Source organism: Chryseobacterium sp. TQ-BC-N36, from assembly GCF_058382295.1.
Map to the genome: position 1 here is coordinate 2,268,088 of NZ_CM178175.1, position 24,636 is coordinate 2,292,723.

A 24,636-nucleotide genomic window follows, 5' to 3' on the forward strand; every position below is an offset into this window, starting at 1 on the left:
TCCAGGAAATAAAAGATAATAACCAGCATGGCAAAAAATAAGAGCTTAATTTATATTGCAGTTTCATTAGTCATATTTATAGTTTTAGCATTTTTATATTCTACTCCTGTATTTACAGGGAAGCAGCTTTTCCAGCATGATATCGTACAATATAGAGGTGGTGCAAAAGAACTGCTTGACTATAGAGCCAACACCGGAAATGAAACCTATTGGAGTGACTCCATGTTTGGAGGGATGCCAACTTATCAAATGGGAAGCCAGTTTAAAGGCGATATCATCAAAAAAATCGACAGCAATCTGAATTTTATGCCAAGGCCTGTCAATTACCTTTTCCTGCTGTTTGCAGGCTTTTTCATGTTAGGAATGGTAGTAGTCAGAAACTGGAAATATGCCCTGTTAGGAGCTACTTTCTTCGGACTTTCAACCTATTTTTATATTATTATTGCAGCCGGACATAACGGAAAGGTAAATACTATTGAATATTTTGCTCCGCTTCTGGCCGGAATTTTACTGGTTTATATCAGGAAACAATACATTTGGGGATTTATTGTCACCACCCTTTTCATGGGGCTTCAGATTGCAGCGAATCACCCGCAGATGACGTATTATCTGTTCCTTGCTTTAGGATTTTTATTCCTTTCCGAGCTGATCAGAGCCATCCAGAAAAAAACACCGATGAAGCATTTCCTGATATCATCAGGAATTATTGCGGCATCATGTATTATCGGAGTAGGAATGAATTCGCAGAGAATCATGGCCAATTCAGAATATGTAAAAGAAACAGTTCGTGGAAAGCAAATTCTAACCAACGAAAGCCATACTTCAGGAAAATCCGGAATGGATAAGGAAAGTATGCTGCTGTGGAGCTATGGCCAACTTGAAACTTTAAACCTTTTTATCCCAAGATTGATGGGTGGTGGAAGCCAGGAACCTGAAGGAAAAGATATCATGAACAGAGTTCAGGAACTGGTTCAGGAAAATGTAGGTTCGCAGGCTGAAATGGATAGAATTTCCAAAGGCTTCAGCGGGGTAACCTACTGGGGAGACCAGCCGGGAACTTCAGGGCCTGCCTATCAGGGGGCGATTGTATGTTTTCTTGCCTTGCTGGGATTCTTCTTCGCCTGGAAAAAATACCGTTACTGGATTTTAGGAGCTTCTGTTCTTACTATTTTACTGGCTTGGGGAAGCAACTTTATGCCGCTATCTGATTTCTTTATCGATTATGTACCGTTTTACAATAAATTCAGGGCACCTTCTTCCATTTTAGTTGTTGTGGAATTACTGTTCCCACTGATCGCAATCCTTGGATTATACAGATTCTTCACCGATGAAAAACTGACTGAAGAATATAAACAGAAAATCCTTCTTTATGTGGGAGGAGGAACATTAGGATTTTTATTGATTCTTTTAGTCTTTGGAAAATCATTATTAGGATTTGCAACAGAAAACGAAAAAACGTATTTCCCTCCTTTCCTGCTTGATTATCTTGTAGATGAAAGATATAAACTATTTAGAATAGACGCCATAAAAGCATTTATCTATGTAGCAATTGCGGCAGCAGCACTATTCCTTGCTTTAAAGAAAAAACTCAGCCAGAATATTGCTTTGATAATAATCGGAGTGGTAAGTTTATTTGACCTTTGGACTGTAAACAAGCGTTATTTGAATGACGAAAATTATGTAGATAAAATTTTTGCTGAAAACCCTTTCCAGACTGAAAGCTCAGATCTGCTTGCTGAAAAAGTTCAGGGAAATCCAAATCTGGAATCCATTTTATCCAATGTCAATATCAACAAAACATTGGAAACCATTGCTGAAAAAGACAAAACCCATTATAGAATTTACAACCAGACACTGGGCGTAACAAGTGAAACCAATACTTCTTATTTTAAAGCTTCTATTGGGGGGTACCATGCTGTAAAATTAAGAAGATATGATGATGTATTAAATGAATATATCAATAGCATTGACAGTGTAAAAACCCCCAATGTATTAAACTTGCTGAATGCTAAATACATGGTTTTCGGAGGTCCAGAGCAGCCACAGGTTGTTCCTAATCCAAAAGCTAACGGAAATGCATGGTTTGTAAGTGATTTAAAGTTTGTGGATACACCTAATCAGGAGATTAAATCTATCGGAACTATTGATAATAAAAGGACAGCTGTGATTGCATCTTCTGATAAATCATATTTTGATAACAAACCGGTTCAGGCAGATTCTACAGCATTTATCAATCTTACAAAATATCAGCCCAATGAGCTTGAATTTAAATCTCAGTCGAAGACTCCTCAATTGGCAGTATTCTCTGAAATTTACTATCCTCATGGATGGAAAGTTCTGGTGGATGAGAAAGAAGTTCCTTATATAAAAGCAGATTACTTACTTCGTGCGGTGCATGTTCCGGCAGGAAACCACCATATCAGAATGGTATTTGAACCTGAAGTCATTGAAAAAGGAAAATGGGTTTCTCTTCTTTCATTCGGATTATTTATCCTGTTGGCTGCATTTGGAATTTTCTGGATCAACAAAAACAGGAAAAAAGAAATTATAGCTGAACAAAACGCTTAATAATAGGAAAGCTCAAAAAATATAGTGCAATGTCATTCTGAACGAAACATAACGTAATGAAGAATCTCAAAAATCAAACATGAGAACGTTAGGCACTCATAATTACTATGTTGATATACAGGGATTCAATCCAGATTGGAAATTTCTCAATGAAAAGATAGAGTGAGATTCTTCACTGCGCTCCGCTTCGTTCAGAATGACAAAGACCATTAATTAAATAAATGGAACAGAAGAAAATATTGATTATCACCTATTACTGGCCTCCTGCGGGAGGTCCTGGTGTTCAAAGATGGCTGAAGTTTGCAAAATATCTGCCTGATTTTGGATGGAAACCCATCATCTATACTCCGGAAAATCCAAGCTATCCATTGCTGGATGAGACCCTGATGAAAGATGTTCCAGAAAACATTGAAATGGTGAGAACCAAAATATGGGAACCTTATCAGCTGGCTGAAAAACTGAATAAAAGCAATAAAAAATTTAAGGCCGGACAGTTTGATGTCGGAAAAAATCAAAGCTGGAAATCCAGACTTTCAATTTGGGTAAGAGGTAATTTTTTTATTCCTGATGCCAGGGTTTTCTGGGTAAAACCATCCATTAAATTCCTCGAAAAATATCTGAAAGAAAATAACATCGATACGGTTGTAACCTCAGGCCCTCCCCACTCTCTTCACCTGATTGGTTTAGGGCTCAAAAATAAACTACAGGATCTTAAATGGATTGCCGATTTTCGTGATCCATGGACAGAGATTTCCTATTACAAACATCTGAAATTAACTAAAAGTTCGGACAAAAAACACCGCCAGCTGGAAAATGCAGTATTTAAGAATGCAGACATCACCCTGGCGACAAGTTATACCGATGCCGAAAACTTCAGGAAAGCGGGAGCCAATGCTGTTTGTATCACGAATGGATTTGATGAAAGCGATTCGGGTGAAAAAGCAGAAGAACTAAAAAAAGGAAATAAATTCACGCTAAGTTATATCGGTGTTTTGGAACAGCTGAGAAATCCGGAAAATCTTTGGAAAGTACTGGATGAACTGATAAAGGAAAACACAGAATTTGCCGCTGATTTTACATTAAAATTTGTAGGAAGAATTGATGATAAAATCCTGCATTCTATCGAAAATTCAAGCCTGAAGAATCACATCCTTAATCTTGGATATCTTTCGCATGGAAAAGCTATAGAGGAAATGCAGCATTCTGACGTGCTTCTTATTACCAACTTTCCCAAAGAATCTTCAAAGGGAATCATTCCCGGAAAGATATTTGAATACCTGGCTTCAGGAAAGCAAATCCTATCATTTGGTCCGGACAAGGCTGATGTTGCCAAAATCCTGGAAGAAACGCAGGCAGGAAAACATTTTGGTTATCAGGACACAGAAACCATTAAAAAGTTTATTCTTGAAAAATATGAGCTGTGGAAAAATGACAGCCCTTTTGAAAACACCCAGCATATTGAACAGTTTTCAAGAAAAAATCTGACCCGTCAACTGACTGAAATTTTATAATATAAAGAAAGGAAGTTAGAAGCTGGAAGTTTATTTCAGTCGTCAGCTTCTAACTTCTAACTTCTAACTTCTAACTTCTATATTGTCCACTGATCATTTACAACAGCAACCAGATAATATTTCCCCTGAAACTCTTCAAAGACAAAACGAAGAGTTTTCCAATCCATATTGGCTGATTTTTCATTTCCTTTGATATAATTTTCTGTAAAATCATCTTTAGGATAAATTTCTTTTAAATTGTTAAGAGAATTACCTCCGCCAATAAATTTATTCAGTGAATATTGTGATGCTGTAAAATCTTTAGAAAACACACATTTCCCAAGATAATCATTGATCGTTGCTTTATAAGGATCTCCGGAACCATCATGCGCTCCCCAGGTAAACAAGGTCTTGGTAGGCTGATATTTTTCAAAATCTGCTTTAGAAAAATGCTTGTCTTCTTTCAGATTAACAAAAGCATACATTGAGAAACGAACCCCTTTTTCCGGATGAATCAAAGAAGCAAAAGTGGCATAATCTTTATCTTTCAAGGTTCTCAAAATCTCATCATTAGTCTGTTTCAAAGTGACCTCCTTATTAGGATTACTATGAACGGTACCCTCACTATCTGTTTTATTTTGTGCAATAGAATCTGTTTCGTTCGGGACAGGCTTTCCAGCCTCTTTCTTACAGGCTACAATGATACTCATAATGAATACAGCAATCAATAATTTTTTCATATTTAAGATTTTGCAATGGGTAGAAAACACCAAATCTGATGCCAAGAAATATATAATTTAAAGAGATAAAGATTATAAGAGTTGAGGGATTCAGGGTTCTTATTTTAAAAATTACATCGTACATTTGTTAGATGGAAATGTTGGATATTCTGATTATCGGGGCGGGGCCTATAGGTTTGAACTGTGCCCTTGAAGCTCAAAAAAACAATCTTAGTCATGTAATCATAGAAAAAGGAACCATTGTTAATTCTCTTTACAATTATCCTTTGTACATGCGTTTTTTCTCCACTGCTGAAAAGCTGGAGATTGATGAGATTCCTTTTATTTCTACCGCTCCAAAACCGGGAAGGCAGGAAGCTCTGGAATACTATCAGGGAATTGCGCGACAGAAAAAACTTAATATCAATCTGTATGAAAAAGTTCTGAATGTCTCGAAAAGGGATGAAATATTTGAGATCAGGACTTCCAAAGCAAACTACCTGGCCAAAAATGTAGTCATCGCTACCGGATTTTATGATATTCCAAATCTTATGAATATTACCGGTGAAGATCTTCCTAAAGTCAAACATTATTATACGGAACCTTATCCTTACGCAAGACAGAAAATAGTGGTGGTAGGATCCAGTAATTCTGCGGTAGATGCAGCATTGGAAACGTACAGAAAAGGAGCTGAAGTTACCATGATCATCCGTCATTCTGAGATTTCAAAAAGTGTAAAATACTGGGTAAAACCGGATATAGAAAACAGAATTGCAGAGGGCAGCATTAAAGCCTATTTCAATGCAGAAATGATCGAAATTAAAGAAAACACAGTCGTTTTTAAAGATAACAATGGAAAAACCCATGAAATTGAAAATGATTTTGTATTGGCCATGACCGGTTACCTTCCGGATTTTGATTTTCTGAAGAATTCAGGAATAGAACTCAACGGAGACTGTCTGAATCCTTTTTATAATCCTCAAACCATGGAAACCAATATTTCCCATCTCTACCTTGCGGGAGTTGTGTGCGGGGGAAAAGATACTCATTTATGGTTTATTGAAAACTCCAGGATTCATGCCAATATGATTATTAATTCGATTATATCAAAATTTTAACCATAAGCGACTAATATATAATAAAAAGCTTCGGGCAATTTCTACGAAATTGCCCGAAGCTTTTTATTTTAAAATTCATGAATCAAAAGCATTATGTCATCTCTTCTTCAGCTTTATTTTTGTCTTTAAGCATCCATGGAATGATAAAGTAGAAACCAACAGCTATAGCTACAGCCAGCAATCCTGTTCCAATCCATAATGTATTAAATCCCAATTTTTCTGCAATCAGTGTTCCTATGTAAGGGGTGACGATAAATGCAATGGAAAAAGACATTCCGTTCAGCCCCATATAAGCACCTTTATTGTTCTCCCCTGAACGTAATGCTGTAATGGTCGACATAAAAGGAAGTGTCCATATTTCTCCCACACAAAGTAGGGTCATAGACAGGACAAGAGTCATCATACTGTAATCAAAGGCAAGCATGGCATAGGAAAATCCACACAGAAAAGTCCCTATCAGCATGGTAAAAGCTAAGGTGAAATATTTTTCGGCAATCTGTACCAATCCCATTTCAAGCAGTACAATCAGAAAACCGCTGTATCCCAAAATATATCCGATATTCTGCTGGCTCAGATGAGCTGTATCTTTATAGAATATAGTCAGTGTACTGAACAGCTGGAAGAAACATATGGAAAACAGCATACAGCATGCACAGTAAATCAAAAATTTACCATCATTGTATGGTGAACTTTCTTTTTTAATAACAACCGCATCTTTTACCTTTTTGGCCTTCTGTTTGGCTAATTTTGCCCGGTCTTTAAAGAACCAGATATACATCAATCCTGCCAGCAAAGCTGCCAGAGCATTACTGAAAAACAGAAACTCATAAGAAATAGCAGATAAAATTCCCCCCAGCGCAGGCCCGATAGAAAATCCTAGATTGACAGCCATACGATTCAGAGAAAAGGCCCTGGTGATATTTTCGGGCTTTGCATATTTGGTAATCGCTACCGAGTTTGCCGGACGGAAAGTTTCACTTACAATACTTTGGGCCAGGATAATTCCTGCCAAACCGGTTTCCGTTGTAAAAAGCGGAATCAGGCAGAATAAAGGAACGCTGAGCAGCAGACTCAGGCTCTGCACCCTGTATTCGCCAATTTTATCAGTGACCATTCCACCCAGCCATGATCCAATGACTGAACCTATTCCAAAAAAGCTCAGTACAATTCCCGAATTTTCAATGCTGAAATGCAAATGATTGGTCATATAAACTCCCAGAAACGGAAGTACCATAGAGCCAGCTCTGTTGATGAGCATTACCAACGCCAGCATCCAACTCTCCTGCGAGAGTCCTTTAAAAGAACTCGTATATACATTTATTAATCTCACAATAATATTTTGGGGGTAATTTGAAAATGCAAAATTAGATAAAAATAACTCAAAAGCCTTTATTTAAAATACTTTTAATAAATACAGCTATCAAAAAATCCGTCGGTTATATCTGAAAATATTTAATATTTAAAACCCAAATACTTTTATAAAAACCGTAAATTGCAGTAACAGCGGGAGCTCTAAACCTAACTTCTGAAAAAATACAATTAATTTAATCAGCACGTAAAAATGATAACCTACGAAAATTTACATGATACACTATCTTTTTACAGTATTGACTGCCGCCAATCCTACTATATTTCTTCCGGTAAACCTATTTTTGAATTTCCAAAGACTCCTTTCAGAATGGACTACTATGCTCTTTGCATTTGTACTGCAGGTGAAATCAACATTGAGATTGACCGTCAGAAATATAAAGTGAATGTTCACAGCTTTTTGATCGCTGCTCCTTCTACAATTGTGAAATTTGGAAAAGCAAGCGACGGTTTTACGATGAAACTGCTTTTCTTTGACAAAAACTTTCTGATTAAAAATATTTCCAATCCTTTTATCATAGAAAAAATGAATCTTTTTTCCAAAGGTTCATACAACATCATAAAAACCACTGCAAAAAATTCTTCATTGCTGCAAAATCTTCTGGATTATCTTGAAAAAAAATCTAAGAAAAAGGGCAAATTCACTGAGGAGATAATCCGTACCATTATATTTAACCTGCTGCTCGAAACCGCTGAAATAATAGAACAGGAAAACTTGGTAAATCCCGGAAAAGAGGAAGGAAAGAAAGATCTTTATCTGAAATTCAGCAAACTCATCCGGGAAAATATCAACCGGGAGAGAACAGTTCAGTTTTATGCTGATAAGATGCATATTTCCAGTAAATATCTCATAGAAATCATTAAAAAAGCAAGTGGAAAAACGCCTCATGAAGTCATTGATGAAGCTTTATTGAAAGAAGCTTATGTCATGCTTGGAAATCCGGATATCACAATCTCAGAAATAGCATTTGAACTTCAGTTTAATTCGGCATCAGCTTTCGGCCGTTTTTTCAAAAAACACACTACCTTGTCTCCTTCAGAATATAGGATTAAAGAAAAAATCCAGTTATAAGAATTTGGGGATAATAATTCCGAACTTGGGGATATATATCGCTTTGTGAATAGAGGTAACTTTATACTGTTAATTAAAAACAATATAAAATGAGTACGATCAATTCAAAATTCGACAAAGTTTTAAAAGCTTCTGACCAGTTTGGAAAAGTAAACCACGAGCCGGATTCCAGTAAAGAAGTTCAGATTAACACTCCTGAAAAAACAATGCCTTTTTCCGACCAGATCGGAAACTATCAGCGCAATAAAGGAATTCCTTTACAGTCTTATGAAAACAGTAAAATTTATATTGTAGGAAGCGGAATTGCCGGTATGTCTGCCGCTTACTATTTTATCCGTGACGGTCATGTTCCCGGCAAAAACATTATTTTCCTTGACCAGCTGAATATTGAAGGCGGATCTCTGGATGGAGCCGGTAACGCAAAAGACGGATATATCATTCGGGGAGGAAGGGAAATGGATATGACCTATGAAAATTTATGGGACATGTTCCAGGATATTCCAGCTTTGGAACTACCTGCCCCTTACAGCGTTCTGGATGAATACCGTCTTATCAATGACAATGACCCTAATTATTCCAAAGCAAGACTGATCCACAATCAGGGACAAATCAAGGATTTCAGTAAATTCGGACTTGAGAAAAAGGATCAGCTGGCGATTGTAAAACTACTCTTGAAGAAAAAAGAGGAACTGGATGATCTTACTATAGAAGATTATTTTTCTGAATCTTTCCTGAACAGTAATTTCTGGTTCTTCTGGCGTTCTATGTTTGCCTTCGAAAACTGGCACAGTTTATTGGAACTGAAACTGTATATGCACAGATTCCTTCACGCTATCGACGGAATGAAAGATTTTTCATGTCTTGTTTTTCCAAAATACAACCAGTATGATACCTATGTAACGCCTCTTAAGAACTTTCTGGTAGAAAAAGGAGTACAGATCCAATTCAATACTTTGGTAAAAGATCTTGACATTCATATCAACACGGAAGGGAAAACAGTAGAAGGAATTATTACCGAGCAAAACGGAGAGGAAGTTAGAATACCGATTGGCAAGGATGATTATGTGATTGTGACTACCGGTTCTATGACTGAAAGCACTTTCTACGGAGACAACAATACTGTTCCTGAAGTTACAATCGACAACAGCAGCGCAGGACAGAGTGCCGGATGGAAGCTATGGAAGAATCTTGCAGCAAAATCCGAAGTATTTGGTAAACCTGAAAAATTCTGTAGCCACATTGAGAAATCTTCATGGGAATCTGCTACATTAACATGTCACCCTTCTGCCTTCACGGAGAAACTGAAAGAACTTTGTGTGAATGATCCTTATTCCGGAAGAACCGCTACAGGAGGAATTATTACGATTACAGACTCTAATTGGGTAATGAGTTTTACCTGCAATAGACAGCCACACTTCCCTACTCAGCCGGATGATATCCTTGTAGTTTGGGTATATGCTTTACTGATGGATAAGGAAGGTAATTATATCAAAAAAACAATGCCTCAATGTACCGGAAACGAGATTCTTGCCGAGCTGTGCTATCATCTTGGAATAACAGATCAGCTGGATAATGTCACAGAAAAAACGATAGTTCGTACTGCATTTATGCCTTACATTACTTCTATGTTTATGCCAAGAGCGATGGGAGACCGTCCGAGGGTCGTTCCTGAAGGATGTACCAACCTAGGGCTTGTAGGGCAGTTTGTAGAAACCAATAATGATGTTGTATTCACCATGGAAAGTTCTGTGAGAACTGCAAGAATAGCTGTTTACAACCTGCTTAACCTTAATAAACAGGTTCCGGATATCAATCCGTTGCAGTATGATATCCGACATTTATTGAAAGCTACTCAGGCTCTTAATGATTACAAGCCATTCTTAGGAGAAGGAATCCTGAGAAAAATATTAAGAGGAACTTATTTTGAGCATATTTTGGTCAACCGTCCGGAAGAACAAGAGGAACATGAATCTTTCTTCAGCAGATTTCAGGAATGGGTAAAAGGAGTGAAAGGTTAAAACAAAACTCCACATTTCAAAAAATAAAAATAAATCTCATGAATTTTAAAAATATAACGATAGCAGGAAGTGGCGTATTAGGATATCAGATTGCCTTCCAAACAGCCTATCATGGTTTCAACGTTACCGTATACGATATCAATGATGAAGTATTGGAAAAAGCCAGAGGCAAATTCGCAGGCTTAAGTGAAGCTTACCGGCAGGATTTAGGTGCAACACAGGAGCAACTTGATGCTACATTTAAAAAAATCAGTTATTCATCTGATCTTACTGAAGCAGTAAAAGCTGCTGACCTTCTGATAGAAGCTGTTCCTGAAGATCCAGCCATTAAAAAGGAATTCTATCATAAGCTGGCTGAAACAGCACCGGAAAAAACAGTATTTGCAACAAACTCCTCTACTCTCCTTCCGAGTCAGTTTGCTGAAGATACAGGAAGACCGGAGAAGTTTGTAGCTCTCCATTTTGCGAATGAAATCTGGAAGCACAATACCGGAGAGGTAATGCGCCATCCTGGAACTTCGCAGGAAGTATTTGATTCAGTCATTGCATTTGCAAAAGCTATTGGAATGGTAGCACTACCTATCCAGAAGGAACAGCCGGGGTATATAGTCAACTCATTATTGGTTCCATTGCTCGGAGCGGCAGTCAATCTTTGGATAGATGAAGTATCAGATATTGAAACAATTGACAAAACATGGATGGTAGCTACAGGAGCACCTGCAGGACCATTTGGCATCCTGGATGTGGTAGGTATTGCAACAGCTTATAACATCAACAAAATGGAAGCTGAAGAAACTCAGGATCCGTTGAAAATCAAAGCTGTAGAAAAATTAAAAAAGGATTATATTGATAAAGGAAAGCTGGGTGTACTCACAGGAGAAGGATTTTATAAATATCCCAACCCCAAATACCGCGACAAAGATTTTTTGAAGTAGAGTCTTATAGTTCAGATATTTAAACTATTAAATAAGAGCAGGACTTGTATGAAGTCTTGCTTTTTTGTTTTTTACCCCCTTGGAATTGATTATGGTTTATATGTATCTGTTAGAAAACGCAAAGGAGCAAGATTATTCCTTTCTATATAATATAAGACGCAAGGATTTTATCTATGATAAAATTTTACACTGTTGATTTTGAGAACTAAGAATATTGATTGATTAAGCGTTGCATTTGCAGGAAATCTTCGATTTCCTTGCGCCTTAAATATTCACCATGTATAAAATTTTAACAGCTTTGCATTTTCCGACAAAAACAAAAAACCAGGACTCCAAATGAAGTCCTGGTTTCTGTTTTATGATCTATTCCTGAAAATTATTCAGGTTTATAAGAATCTTTCAATGTTACTGTACGGTTAAATACCAACGTATCTTCTGTAGAATCCTGATCTTTTGTAAAGTATCCGATTCTCTGGAACTGTAATGGTTCCCCAATAGCAACCTCTTTCAGACTTGGCTCAGCAAATCCTTTCACAGTGGTTACAGAATCAGGATTGATAAAGTTTAAGAAGTCTACATCTTTTTCTGCATCAGGCTGTTCTACAGTAAACAGCTGGTTGTAGATTCTTACTTCTACAGGAATTGCATGTTTTGCAGATACCCAGTGTAAAGTACCTTTTACTTTTCTCAAACTTTCCTCTGTTCCGCTTCCTGATTTACTCTTCTCATCATACGTAGCGTAGATCGTTGTAATCTCACCATTTTCATCCTTCTCCACTCTTTCAGCTTTGATGATGTAAGCAGACTTCAAACGAACTTCTCCCCCTAATTTAAGTCTGAAGAATTTATTGTTAGCTTCTTCTTTGAAATCTTCACGTTCAATATAGATTTCTCTTGAGAATGGCACTTCTCTTGTTCCAGCATTTTCCTGTTCAGGATTATTTTCAGTTTCCAGCCATTCTTCCTTATCTTCCGGATAATTTTCGATCACTAATTTCACTGGATCTACTACTGCCATCACACGCTTGGCAACCTTATTCAGATCTTCACGCACACAGAAATCAAGTAACTGAATTTCGATAAGATTTTCTCTTTTCGCAACTCCTACTTTCTCAATAAAGTTTCTGATAGAAGCCGGAGTAAATCCTTTTCTTCTCATCCCTGAGATAGTGGGCATCCTGGGATCATCCCATCCGGTTACTACCCCTTCGGCGACCAGTCTCTGAAGCTTTCTTTTGGAAGTAATCATATAGGAAACATTCATTCTTGCAAATTCTCTCTGCTTAGGAGCTACCTTCGATTCATCATATACCTGATCCAGATACCAGTTATAAAGAGGTCTGTGATTTTCAAACTCTAATGAACATAAAGAGTGGGAAACTTGCTCAAGGTAATCAGATTCACCATGTGCCCAGTCGTACATCGGATAGATTTTCCATGTTGTACCTGTTCTGTGATGAGGTCTTTTCAGAATTCTGTACATCACAGGATCACGCATATTCATATTGGGTGAAACCATATCGATTTTTGCGCGGAGTGACATTGTTCCTTCTTCAAATTCTCCATTCTTCATTCTTTCAAACAGATCCAAAGATTCTTCAACCGGTCGGTTTCTGTATGGAGATTCCACCCCCGGTTCTGTAGGGTTCTTTCTCTGCTCGGTAATCACTTCAGATGGTTGCTCATCTACATAAGCTTTCCCTTCTTTGATTAACTGGACTGCCCAATCGTAAAGCTGCTGGAAGTAATCGGATGCATACAATTCTTTATCCCATTTGAACCCAAGCCATTCAACATCTTTCTTAATAGAATCTACGAATTCCTGCTCTTCTTTTTCAGGGTTCGTATCGTCGAAACGAAGGTTTACAGGAGCGTTGTATTTTTCACCCAGACCAAAGTTGATGCAGATGGCTTTTGTATGCCCTACATGCAGATAACCATTGGGTTCAGGGGGAAAACGGAAACGGATCTGATCTTTCTTCAGCCCGTTTGCCAGATCATCTTCAATAATTTGCTCAATAAAATTGAGGGATTTTTTTTCTTCTTCCATTAAAGTAGCTTTTATTTTTTTAGCAAAAAAAGTTTCACAAAGTTACGGAAAAATAAGCGTTTGTAAAAATGATAATTTAAAAGCCGTATCTGTTATAATTCAATATTTTTTGTTAATTTAGGAAAAGCTAAAACCATTGTAACCAATTAACAATCATGGCCGTTTATATCCTAAGCAACCGTAAAATCATCAGGCACAAAGGTGAAAAAGCAGACTCTTTTTCCAATGATGAATATTCAATTCCTAATTTCAGGATCGCTAAGTGTGATTTTGACAACTATAAAGAGCCCAGTGCACAAGCCAAAAAGAAAAAAGATTACACCAATAGAAATATTTTAAACTACACCCTTTTTTCCGAACCTGAAAAACAGGGTTATGAAGAAGTTCTGGATGTCCTTCTGAGCGAAAAAGGAATTAAAAAATCCTCTCTTACAGCTAATAATCTCGGAGGCACACAAAGAATGTTCTATGAGCTCTACAAAAATATGTCTTCCACAAAAGACAGAAGTGATGTGCTGATATTTCTTCATGGTTATTTGTATGATTTTGATGACGAATTAAAAGCCATTCTTGACCTTAAGAAAATATTCATCGATAATCCGGCATCACCTGTAGAACATATTTTATTTATTAGCTGGCCTGCATCTGGCAGTATTATTCCATTAAGCTATTTTGACGACAAGGCATCAAGCATCAATTCCGGGACATCTCTGATGAGACTGTTTTATTTCTATACCCAGTTTTTAAAAGATATTTTTTCCAACCGGGATCTCAACCCATGTAATCAACGAATTCACATCATGGCTCATTCTATGGGAAACAGGGTGCTTCAAAGTATGCTGTACAGTCTTAAAAGAGAGAATATCCTGCGGGCTATCGACCAGGTTTTACTGTTGAACGCCGATGTGAGCTATAAAGTATTTGAAGATTCCGAGGATGCATTTAATAAACTGCCATTATTGGCCAACAGAATTTCTATCTACTTAAACAGACAGGATGCCGTTCTGGGAATTTCGCAGTTTTCGAAAAATATACTGACCCCAAGACTTGGAAAAAATGGTCCAAGTGATATTGACCGATATAAAGATATTGTGTCTATTATAGACTGCACTTTTGTGAAGGATGATCTTCTGAGCAGCTTTAAATATGAAGTGGGAAACCACTGGGGGTATCTTTCCAGCTCTCAGGTTCAGCATGATATTTTCCAGAATCTATACGGAATAGACAGGAACCTCATTACCAACAGAACTAAAGAAAACGAAAACACCTTTACAATTATTTCTTAACAAATAATTAAAATAACTCTAAAAAAATAAACTCTATGTTAAAATTAGCTTAGCTCTATAGTATGGCATAAAGATTGCTAATTCATACATTAGGGAATTACAATATTTTATTATGGGACAGATTAAAAAAAAGGTTTCTTTTATATTAAATTATATAAAAAAAGCCATCTTCGTAAAAGATGTGATTTAACTGAATAACAACTTTTAAAACCGTAATTTATTCGAACAAAAATTACTTTAAACAGAAACTATCCGAATTATAATAATTTTTACATACATAATGTAAGAATGTATTGTTATGGCTAAATATCAAATAAATTATTATAAAATTAAAAGAAAGGTCACCTCTTGGATGTAATAATTGGAATCCAGATGTTAGGTACTGGAGATCATGTGCACTATGTCCATTATCATGTTACTTAATTTTCCTGCGATTATATTTTGAATCTTAACAGTTCATTTCTGAGTTCCAGATTGGATTCAAAATTATTAACAAATAAAGATCCGGTACCTAAACCCTGTGGCATTGGATTTTTTTTGGTGAAAGTGTATTGAGCAATAGCATTCAACCCTATATTACTTTCCAGAGCTGAAGTAATCCACCAACCTATATTATGCTTTTCAGCAAGGGAAATCCATTCATCCGAACCGGAAAAACCTCCTACCAAAGCAGGCTTTAAAATAATATACTGAGGCTTTATTACTTCTAAGAGTTTTTTCTTTTTTTCAGCATCTATAATCCCGATCAGCTCCTCGTCCAATGCAATCGGAATAGGAGTTTTTGCGCATAATTCTGCCATATCATCCCAGTTTCCTGCTTTGATAGGCTGTTCTATAGAATGAATATGAAGATCGGCAAGCTGCTGCAAAACAACCACCGCTTCATCTTTACTGAAACCGCCATTTGCATCTACCCGAAGTTCCAGCTGGTTTTTGGAGAATTTCTGTCTTAGTTTCTGAAGAATGGTGTATTCAGAATTCCAGTCAACCCCTATTTTTAGCTTAATACAGTGAAAACCTTTTTCCAGTTTATCCTGGATTTGCTCTTCCATATATTCTTCATCTCCCATCCATATCAGTCCATTAATGGTAATGGCAGATTTACCTTCGGTAAATTCACTTGGAAAGTAAAGATGATCACCATTTCTAAGATTCAGAATAGCCTGCTCATATCCAAACCAGATTGATGGAAATTCTTTCAGTTGTTCTTTAAGAATAGCCTTATCCTGATTGATGTTTTCACAAAGCCATTGTAATTTTTCTTCGTAATCAGGCCTGTCATCAAAGCTCAACCCTCTGAAAACGGCACATTCTCCTATTCCTTTATTTGCTTGTTCAGAAACAGTCAGGATAAAGGTTTCCTTATCAAGCAAAACGCCGCGAGATGTTCCACTCGGGCGTTTAAATTGTAATAAATATTTTAAATACGTTGCTTCCATTTATTTTACGCTGTCAATACGCATAAATTCTTCTGCTTTTTCTACCATCTCTACACTTCCACAGAAAAACGGAATTCTCTGGTGGAGTTCTGTAGGTTCTACTTCAAGAATTCTTCTGAATCCGTCTGTTGCCTTACCTCCTGCCTGCTCTGCAAGAAATGCCATTGGATTACATTCGTACAGCAATCTTAATTTACCGTTTGGAGCTTGTGAGTATGAAGGATAGATATAAATTCCTCCTTTCAGCATATTTCTATGAAAGTCTGCTACCAAAGAACCGATATATCTTGAAGTGTAAGGACGGTCACCCTCTTCCATCTGGCAGTATTTAAGATAATTTTTTACTCCCTGCGGGAATTTGATATAATTTCCTTCGTTAATGGAGTAGATTTTACCCGTTTTTGGGAAAGTCATATTAGGATGAGAAAGATAATATGTTCCCAAAGAAGGATCCAGAGTAAATCCGTTGACTCCGTTTCCTGTTGTATAAACAATCATGGTAGATGACCCATAAATAACATAACCTGCGGCAATCTGATTAATTCCTTTCTGTAAAAAGTCTTCCAGCTGTACCGGAGTTCCAGGCTCAGTAACTCTTCTGTAGATTGAGAAAATAGTTCCTACGGAAACATTTACATCAATATTGGAGGATCCGTCCAAAGGATCTATCAATACAACATATTTACTTAAATGACCGTTTTCACCACATTTAATATCAATAAAATCATCATTTTCTTCAGAAGCAATACCACAAACAACCTCTCTTTGAGACAAAGCCGTAATAAAAATCTCATTAGCGATCACATCAAGTTTCTGCTGCTCTTCTCCCTGAACGTTTTGATTTCCTGCAGCCCCTGTAATATCTACAATTCCAGCTTTATTCACTTCTCTGTTTACCACTTTCGAAGCCAATCTTATTGCACTTAGAAGACGAGAGAATTCCCCTGTAGAATACTGAAAATCGTCCTGTTTATCGATAAGAAATTCTCCTAAAGTCTGTAATGGTTGATTTGACATATTTTTCTTTTTACGTTTTGCCCAAATTTCGGAAAATTTATTTCATTAAGAAAATTTAATTACAACCTTTATTACTCACTGTATTTCAATATAATACATAGCAGCATATCATAATTCGGGATCTCGATCAAAAATTTCATGTCCGGATTTGGGGCATCAGGCTCATGAAAATTCATGATTATTTCATTAATTATTGATTTTAAGGAAATCTTAATTCTGTCATTCCGGCTGGCTATTTCATATCTCGTTGTAAATTTATAATTTTGACGTCCGTAAAAAACTCATGTAATTTTTTATCTAACAATTTTATTTTTAACAATTTAATGAAAATTTTCAAGTTTGGTGGAGCATCAGTAAAGGATGCTGAAAGTGTAAAAAACGTGTCTATGGTTCTACAAAGCCAGGGATTTGCCAAATGCTTGCTGGTGATTTCAGCAATGGGCAAGACGACAAATGAGTTGGAAAAAGTTGTAGAACTTTATTTCAAAAAAGATAACTATCAAACTGAGATTGAAAAGATAAAACGAAAACACATTGAGATTGCGGAGGGGCTTTTCCCTGAAAATCATGCGGTTTTCGCTGAAATCAATCTCTTCTTTGATGACATTGACTCTTTTTTAAGAAGAAATAAGTCTCCCAACTACAACTTTGTGTATGATCAGGTAGTAAGCTGCGGAGAAATGATTTCTACTAAAATCGTGAGTGAATATCTGAATGAAATCCAGTTTATCAATCAGTGGTTAGATGCCAGGGATTATATTAAAACAGATAATTCATACAGAGAAGGTACGGTAGACTGGACAAGAACTGAAGAATTTATTTCGAATCTTAATCCTGAAATCTGCTATGTAACTCAGGGATTCATCGGTTCTGACGACAATAATTTTACCGTAACGTTAGGAAGAGAAGGCTCTGATTACTCTGCTGCTATTTTTGCTTATTGCTTAAATGCTGAGGCGATGACGATCTGGAAAGATGTACCGGGTGTAATGACCGGAGATCCAAGAAAATTCAGTGATGTAACTCTTCTTTCCAATATCTCTTACGAGGAAGCTATTGAGATGGCCTATTATGGAGCAAGCGTCATTCACCCGAAAACATTGCAGCCGCTGCAGCAAAAAAACATTCCTTTTTATGTAAAATCTTTCGTAGATCCTACTAAAGAAGGGACAAAAGTAGGAGCTTCCGACAAAAATCAACAGGAGGAATCTTATATTCTGAAAGAAAACCAGGATCTTCTGAAAATATCCACAAGAGACTTCTCTTTTATTGCAGAAGATCACATGAGCTTAATTTTCGGATATTTATCCAAATATAAGATCAAGGTTTCCCTGATGCAGAATTCTGCAATCTCCCTGGCATTGTGCCTTGAGGACAAGTTTAATCATATTGACGAGCTCAATGAAGAGCTTCAAAAAATTTTTAAAACCGAAGCAATTAAAAATGTATCTTTATTCACAGTAAGAAATGCGAAGATGGATCACATTGATCAATTTTACCATGAAAAAAATGTATTATTGGAACAAATTTCCAAGAATACTCTTCAAATGGTAACACAATAATATTAATTGCGACTAAACACACATGAGTTTAATTTCGAAAAACGATCTGATCAAAGCTTCCGGCTTAAATAAAATCGGGTTCCTCAAGAACCCGGTAGCATCTGCTGTAATGAGCATTGCTAAAATAAATGAAGTAAATAAACTGTACGATAAATTAAAAGACAAGGAAGGCAAAGACTTTTTCGACTCATTTGTGAGAGAAAGAAACCTAAGCTATGTAGCTTTTGAAGAGGATCTGGCAAAGATTCCGAAAACGGGACCGTTTATTCTGGTTTCCAATCACCCGCTGGGTGCTATTGACGGAATCCTGATGTGCAAGATCCTGACAGAGGTTCGCCCTGATTTTAAGGTAATGGGTAATTTCCTTTTGGAAAAGATCAAACCTATGGAACCATATGTAATCGCTGTCAACCCTTTTGAAAACAGAAAAGAAGCTTACAGCAGCTCTTCAGGAATGCGTGAAACACTCAAGCATTTGCAGAACGGAGGCTGCGTAGGTATTTTTCCGGCAGGAGAAGTTTCCAATAAAAACAATCCTTACGGAGAAATTTTAGATAAAGAATGGGAAAAAACGGCACTTAAGCTTATCAGAATGGCTAAAGTGCCGGTAGTTCCTATGTATTTCCATGCCAAGAACAGCCGACTTTTTTATCAGGTCGCTAAACTTCATCCCAATTTACAGACCCTGATGCTTCCCGCTGAAATGATGAATGACAGAGAAAAACCTATCAGAATCAGGATAGGGCGCCCCATCACGGTAAAAGCAATGGATGAAATGGAAACGATTGAAGAACTGGGAGAGTTTCTGAAGCGTAAGGTATATATGATGAAATCTTACTATGAAAAGAGAAAATCCCTTGCTCAAAGCATCAACCTTCAGAATTTATCAGTAAAGTTTCCTTTGTTAAAAGAAGAAAATATTGTTCAGAATATCATTGACGAAACTCCTCTGGAAGATATCATTAAAGATGTGAATAAACTGAGGGGGACTGATAAAATGCTGTTCAGTAACGGAAATTATGAGATCTATTTTACGACTTATGAGGAAATCCCTTCTATCATGAGGGAAATCGGACGTCAGAGAGAGCTTACCTTCCGTGCTGTAGGAGAAGGAAGTAATCTTCCTTTTGACCTTGATGAGTATGACAAACATTACCACCATTTATTCTTATGGGACAACGGAGAGAAAAAACTGGCCGGGGCTTACAGAATGGCATTGGGAAGAGAGGTGATGAAGAAATATGGCATCAAAGGCTTCTATACAAGTTCTCTTTTTGAATTTGAGCAGGACATCCATCCTTTCTTCAAAAAAGTAATTGAAATGGGACGTGCCTATATCTGCCAGGAATATCAGCAAAAACCATTACCCCTTTTCCTTTTATGGAGAGGAATTGTACATGTATGCCTGAGAAATCCTGACCACAAATTCCTTATGGGTGGCGTGAGTATTTCCAACAAGTTTTCAGAATTTTCAAAATCCCTGATGATTGAGTTTATGCGTTCAAATTATTTTGATTCTGCTGTAGCTCAATATATCACTCCCAGAAATGAATATAAGGTAAAGCTTCGCGACAGGGATAAAAACATTTTCTTTGAGGAAATGGAATCTGACCTTAATAAACTTGACAAGATCATTGATGATCTTGAACCTGAATTGAGGCTTCCTGTTCTGATTAAAAAATACATCAAGCAAAATGCTAAAGTAATTGCTTTTAACGTGGATCCAAATTTCAATGATGCGATCGACGGACTGATGTATATCCGAATCAGTGATCTTCCGGAAAACACGATCAAACCGGTATTGGAAGAGATGAGTGAACAGATAAGAAAAGAACAGGAAAATAATCCGGCTGATAATCAGTAAGTTTTTAATTTTATGCAAAAAAAGTACGATGAACACTTGCTTTGTATACTAAAACTTACTACTTTTGCATCACTTTAAAACAACGAAGTAAGTCAAACAAAAATATAATGGTTTCTTAGCTCAGTTGGTAGAGCAATGGATTGAAAATCCATGTGTCCCTGGTTCGATTCCTGGAGAAACCACTTGAAGACCTCTGATTAGTCAGAGGTTTTTTTGTTTTTAAGAGATCAGGTGCAAAAGTTGGGGCTAAGCAAAAAGTTTTGTTAATCTGAAGAGAAAAATGTTCTGTCCTTCACTCCTCTGAGCTGCATTCTGAAGTTTTTGATAAAATATCTTTGTAATGATTTATTTTTGCAAAAAGATTTGTGATGCCCTCCTGCACTTTACTGCAGACGAAAACGCTTGAAGTGTTTGATAATTTTCCATTCATCATATCCAGCCTCACCACACGGTTGTTTCCGGTGAAGACTCACCTTTCAGACAGTTGATAAATATAAAATACTTCTAGTTGGCCAAATATGCTTTAGCATATAACCAAGAGTTCTATAAGTTAAAAAAGGCAGAACAGCATCCCCTGAACGGGTGGATATACTATTCTGCCCGATATGTAAATTCTGAATATGCTTAAGAAGGCCATGCTCCGAAATAAGAAGAATTTCCAAGATCTATCTGTTCTGCACTTACCACAAAACTGATGTACATGCTGTTTTCATCTACTGCATCGAAATCTACTTCATGTTGGATAACATAACCGTTTGTCCATTTCAATGTTGTTAAAGTCCCCTCTTCATGAGATTTGTTAAAGGTGATTTCTCCTACGGTAGGTTTGTATTTTCCGTTCAATAAGCTTTCCAGGATGTCTGATTTTTCAGTAGCTTCTACCGTAATTTTGATAAGCGCATTGGAAGGATCTGATGCTACACGCCCTGATACATCTGTAGATCGGGATACGCTGTAGTTAAGTTTTAATAATTTTTGTCCTTCACCGTTGTTGAATTTTAAAATTCCTCTTGAATTTCTTTCTGCCATGATTATAAATTTTAATGGTTAATATATTGTGATTGTTCGTTTTATATATCACCAAATATAGACGTATTTACAAAAAGCAAATTATATTTCTTATTAAATTTCAAAAACTGTAGTAATAGTACGACTAACAACCGTTAGGATTATTAGATGTTATAAATAAGGTGTTTGTCACTTCACCCTATTGAAGATCGACTTATTTTTTTTATGTTTAAAATGCAGCGGGCAATTTTATCCATCTGAAAAAAGTAAAGTATAAGAAAAAAATTAAAAAATGGAAAAAAAAGAATCTATCAAAACACTGATGAACAACACATTGAAATCAAAAACAAGCTTTATCACGATATTTCTTCAAAAAAATAAAATAAAATACTTGCACCGTATTATAAAATGTTATACTTTTGCATCACTTTAAAACAACGAAGTAATAAACAAAAACATAAATGGTTTCTTAGCTCAGTTGGTAGAGCAATGGATTGAAAATCCATGTGTCCCTGGTTCGATTCCTGGAGAAACCACTTAAAACCTCTAATTTATTTTAGAGGTTTTTTTGTATTGTACCCTTAAAGCAGAATTTAACGCAAAGATTTAATATTTAGAATCAAGTGCAAAAGTTGAGGGCTAGTACAAAATCTATACTTTTTATTGAACGACAGGTCATTTTTTAATCGCAAAGAAAAATGATTCAAATGTTTTATTTCAGGAAGCTAAGAAGTGTAACTTTGTCGCTGAAAAAGCTTAGTGGATATGTATTTGCTTAGAAAGAATCAATGAAATTGATTCCATCCTTTGCTCCCTTGAAAATATGAGATAAGAGGCTAAAAACTTTGCGTTAGTTTAAACAATATTCCCCCAACTTTTGAGACTGATCCCTTTCTTCATTCGCTTAGCAAATAATGATTAAGGAAAAATAATAATGTAGATTTAATTCTTATCAAGTATTCAGCCAGTTCAGACATTCAGCAATCTGCATTTTACTGATAAAAACGTCAGCATTTACTTCCGGTTCAGGCGAGAGCTTAATTTCTACTTTCTGACTGGAATGCTTAATGATTTGAGAAACAGCTTCCTTATTGATGATAAACTTACGGTTTATTTTAAAGAAAACATCCGGGTTCAGTTTCTGGATAATATCTTTAATGGTATCATCATAGATATAGGTCTGGTGATCTTTTGTGGTAAGGAAAAGGTATTTTCCGGAGGCAAAAAAATAAGCTATATTATGCTCGTCTATTGATTTGAGCTTATTTCCATCTCTCACCATAAAACGTTTCATCATATCAGCATTTCCCTGATGCAAACTGGAAATAGATTTCAGAGTAAGCTCGGGATCAAAATTATTCCTGATAGAGATAAATTTCTGTAATGCTTTATGCAAATCCTCTTCTTCAAAGGGCTTCAGAAGATAATCAATTGTAAAATGCCTGAAAACCCTCATGGCATATTCATCGAATGCAGTAATGAAAATAATCGGCGCAAAAAGCTCTATCTGTTCGAAGATCTCCAGACTCATCCCATCACCAAGATGAATATCCATAAAGATAAGATCTGCGGAATTTTTCTCAAAAAAATCAACTGCCTGCTTTTTAGAACGAAGAACAACCGTCTCTGTAACAGGGACAATATTCTGTGAATCCAGAAGGTTTTTCAGATAATTCACAGCCAGCAGTTCATCTTCTAGAATGGCAATTTTCATGATGATGCAAAAGTACAAAAAAACCGCTGAAACAATTAAGTTCAAGCGGTTTCATCTGTATTGAATTTGATATGAAGTTCTATAAATTAGGATTATTCTTCTTTGCACTCATTGGATATTCAATAGTATATCGCGGATCATTCTGCTGAAGAATATACTCTTTACCACTGATGGTGTGGCTTATTTTTTTCTGATTGGCTCTTCTCAGGTCGAACCACCTTTGCCCCTCCAAAGCAAATTCTCTGAATCTTTCATCAAGGATAAAATTCATAAATGCTGTAGAATCCATTGAAGACACTGTATTTTGTACTGAAGTATATCCGTCCGGAGTGTATCTGTTTTTTAATACTTTCAGAAGTGTTTCCTTCGCTTCAGCAAGTTTATTCAACTTTAACAATGCTTCAGATTTTATAAAATACTGTTCTGCTGTTCTGAAAGACACTTTGAATTCTAAGCTACCTCCTTTGATCACTTTATACTTACTTCCATTTTTTTCAAAATATATGCCAAGTCTTTTATCAGTCGTAGTATTGTATGAAGAAATCAGCTCCGGAGATGCAAAAGATAAATTCTTTATCGAATTATCCCATGTATTATCCAAAGCCAGAATAGATTCCGGGGAAGCATAATGGTTAGGGGGTGTATTTACAGTATTCAAATTAACAAGATCTGCTTTCACTGCCAGCACCTGATCTGCATAGTTTACAGCTTTATTCCAGTCTCCTTCATACAGAGCCGCTCTTGCCTCAAAGGCGAGCAATGCCGTTTTTGAAAATCTGTAGTTCACTCCCACTGCCTGCTTTTGCTCTACCATCAGGTCTTCTGATCTTTTAAGGTCTGCGTGAACCTGGTTGTAGACTTCCTGTACAGAAGATGGCTTCAGTACCTGCTCAAGATCAATTTCAAGGCTGATCGGCACTCCTCTGTCGGTAGCAGCGGTAGCACTGTTGTACGGTTTTCCGTATAAATTCACCATATCAAAATACAGATAGGCACGAAGCGCATAAGCCTCTGCTAAAATCTGGTTTTTCTCAGGCGAATCCTGCATAGTCTTGCTTCCTTCATTGATAATCTGATTCAGATAGAAGTTCACCGAATAAAAGCTTACCCATGGAAATTCTGTAGAGGCTGGATCATTATTGGAATCTTTCCACATGGCAATTTCACGGTAGGAGATAAAATCCGCAGAATTATCATCAATATTCACCTCATCGGTACGAAGCGCTACCAGAGATTTATGAACAGGATATTTTGAATAAGCAGAAGTAAGAACTTTCCGATAATCTTCAGTGGTTGTAGGAATAATTTTTCCTTCAGGCTGAATATCTAAAAACCTGTCACATCCGATATTGATTAGGCTGATTGCTGCAAGTGCTATGATTGTTGTAATTTTTCTCATTTTTATGAA

At 36.5% G+C, this 24,636-nt stretch carries 17 protein-coding genes and 2 tRNA genes; 11 read left to right on the forward strand and 8 right to left on the reverse strand.

Features of this window, described 5'->3' with window-relative positions:
* Window positions 1-27: 27 nt before the first annotated feature.
* Together AC3FI7_RS10140 and AC3FI7_RS10145 are read left to right on the forward strand one after the other, a co-directional pair.
* Entirely contained in the window at window positions 28-2,568 is a 2,541-nt protein-coding gene (locus AC3FI7_RS10140) for a YfhO family protein (protein WP_343659295.1), read from the forward strand.
* Between the two features lie 221 nt (window positions 2,569-2,789).
* Complete coding sequence (locus AC3FI7_RS10145; protein WP_491461974.1) at window positions 2,790-4,079, forward strand: glycosyltransferase family 4 protein; 1,290 nt, start codon at window positions 2,790-2,792, stop codon at window positions 4,077-4,079.
* A 77-nt stretch (window positions 4,080-4,156) separates the two neighbouring features.
* On the opposite strand, the gene AC3FI7_RS10150 is transcribed toward AC3FI7_RS10145, so the two are convergent.
* Window positions 4,157-4,798 carry a hypothetical protein gene (locus AC3FI7_RS10150; protein ID WP_491461975.1) on the reverse strand — a complete coding sequence of 214 codons (642 nt, stop codon included), beginning with the start codon at window positions 4,796-4,798 and terminating at the stop codon, window positions 4,157-4,159.
* A gap of 131 nt (window positions 4,799-4,929) precedes the next feature.
* Here AC3FI7_RS10150 and AC3FI7_RS10155 point away from each other — a divergent pair, with 131 nt between their 5' ends.
* On the forward strand, window positions 4,930-5,895 hold the full coding sequence (locus tag AC3FI7_RS10155; RefSeq protein WP_343659299.1) for a YpdA family putative bacillithiol disulfide reductase: 966 nt from the start codon (window positions 4,930-4,932) through the stop codon (window positions 5,893-5,895).
* 91 nt (window positions 5,896-5,986) lie between these two features.
* Here AC3FI7_RS10155 and AC3FI7_RS10160 read toward each other — a convergent pair whose 3' ends face one another.
* Window positions 5,987-7,168 (reverse strand): MFS transporter, encoded by a 1,182-nt coding sequence (locus AC3FI7_RS10160; RefSeq protein WP_343660052.1) that lies wholly within the window; start codon window positions 7,166-7,168, stop codon window positions 5,987-5,989.
* A 288-nt stretch (window positions 7,169-7,456) separates the two neighbouring features.
* Between AC3FI7_RS10160 and AC3FI7_RS10165 the strand changes: the two genes are divergently transcribed.
* The 3 genes from AC3FI7_RS10165 (at window position 7,457) to AC3FI7_RS10175 (ending at window position 11,288) form a co-directional block, all read left to right on the forward strand.
* Window positions 7,457-8,335, forward strand: a complete 879-nt coding sequence (locus AC3FI7_RS10165; RefSeq protein ID WP_491461976.1) for a helix-turn-helix domain-containing protein — start codon at window positions 7,457-7,459, stop codon at window positions 8,333-8,335.
* 89 nt (window positions 8,336-8,424) lie between these two features.
* Window positions 8,425-10,353, forward strand: coding sequence for an oleate hydratase (locus AC3FI7_RS10170; protein WP_491461977.1), 1,929 nt, complete (start codon window positions 8,425-8,427; stop codon window positions 10,351-10,353).
* A 38-nt stretch (window positions 10,354-10,391) separates the two neighbouring features.
* Complete coding sequence (locus tag AC3FI7_RS10175; RefSeq protein ID WP_491461978.1) at window positions 10,392-11,288, forward strand: 3-hydroxyacyl-CoA dehydrogenase; 897 nt, start codon at window positions 10,392-10,394, stop codon at window positions 11,286-11,288.
* A gap of 376 nt (window positions 11,289-11,664) precedes the next feature.
* Here the strand turns inward: AC3FI7_RS10175 and AC3FI7_RS10180 are convergent, their stop codons facing one another.
* Window positions 11,665-13,338 carry a glutamine--tRNA ligase/YqeY domain fusion protein gene (locus AC3FI7_RS10180; protein ID WP_142723171.1) on the reverse strand — a complete coding sequence of 558 codons (1,674 nt, stop codon included), beginning with the start codon at window positions 13,336-13,338 and terminating at the stop codon, window positions 11,665-11,667.
* Window positions 13,339-13,493: 155 nt separating this feature from the next.
* Here AC3FI7_RS10180 and AC3FI7_RS10185 point away from each other — a divergent pair, with 155 nt between their 5' ends.
* Complete coding sequence (locus AC3FI7_RS10185) at window positions 13,494-14,624, forward strand: alpha/beta hydrolase (protein WP_491461979.1); 1,131 nt, start codon at window positions 13,494-13,496, stop codon at window positions 14,622-14,624.
* 434 nt (window positions 14,625-15,058) lie between these two features.
* On the opposite strand, the gene menC is transcribed toward AC3FI7_RS10185, so the two are convergent.
* Complete coding sequence (gene menC, locus AC3FI7_RS10190; RefSeq protein ID WP_491461980.1) at window positions 15,059-16,063, reverse strand: o-succinylbenzoate synthase; 1,005 nt, start codon at window positions 16,061-16,063, stop codon at window positions 15,059-15,061.
* Entirely contained in the window at window positions 16,064-17,080 is a 1,017-nt protein-coding gene (fbp, locus tag AC3FI7_RS10195) for a class 1 fructose-bisphosphatase (protein ID WP_142723168.1), read from the reverse strand.
* Between the two features lie 323 nt (window positions 17,081-17,403).
* Between fbp and AC3FI7_RS10200 the strand changes: the two genes are divergently transcribed.
* The 3 genes from AC3FI7_RS10200 (at window position 17,404) to AC3FI7_RS10210 (ending at window position 20,688) form a co-directional block, all read left to right on the forward strand.
* The gene (locus AC3FI7_RS10200) at window positions 17,404-18,642 is read left to right on the forward strand and encodes an aspartate kinase (protein WP_142723167.1); all 1,239 of its coding nucleotides are present in this window, start codon (window positions 17,404-17,406) and stop codon (window positions 18,640-18,642) included.
* 22 nt (window positions 18,643-18,664) lie between these two features.
* A complete protein-coding gene (locus AC3FI7_RS10205) occupies window positions 18,665-20,506 on the forward strand; it encodes a bifunctional lysophospholipid acyltransferase family protein/GNAT family N-acetyltransferase (RefSeq protein ID WP_142723166.1) in 1,842 nt (613 codons plus the stop codon).
* Between the two features lie 109 nt (window positions 20,507-20,615).
* A tRNA-Phe gene (locus tag AC3FI7_RS10210) sits at window positions 20,616-20,688 on the forward strand.
* 442 nt (window positions 20,689-21,130) lie between these two features.
* Here the strand turns inward: AC3FI7_RS10210 and tssD are convergent.
* Window positions 21,131-21,535 (reverse strand): type VI secretion system tube protein TssD, encoded by a 405-nt coding sequence (tssD, locus tag AC3FI7_RS10215; RefSeq protein ID WP_142723165.1) that lies wholly within the window; start codon window positions 21,533-21,535, stop codon window positions 21,131-21,133.
* A gap of 442 nt (window positions 21,536-21,977) precedes the next feature.
* On the opposite strand from tssD, the gene AC3FI7_RS10220 reads away from it, so the two are divergent.
* A tRNA-Phe gene (locus AC3FI7_RS10220) sits at window positions 21,978-22,050 on the forward strand.
* 416 nt (window positions 22,051-22,466) lie between these two features.
* Here the strand turns inward: AC3FI7_RS10220 and AC3FI7_RS10225 are convergent.
* On the reverse strand, window positions 22,467-23,228 hold the full coding sequence (locus AC3FI7_RS10225) for a LytR/AlgR family response regulator transcription factor (protein ID WP_142723164.1): 762 nt from the start codon (window positions 23,226-23,228) through the stop codon (window positions 22,467-22,469).
* 79 nt (window positions 23,229-23,307) lie between these two features.
* Window positions 23,308-24,627: a RagB/SusD family nutrient uptake outer membrane protein gene (locus AC3FI7_RS10230; RefSeq protein WP_491461981.1), complete on the reverse strand. Its 1,320-nt coding sequence runs from the start codon at window positions 24,625-24,627 to the stop codon at window positions 23,308-23,310.
* Window positions 24,628-24,636: the final 9 nt, after the last annotated feature.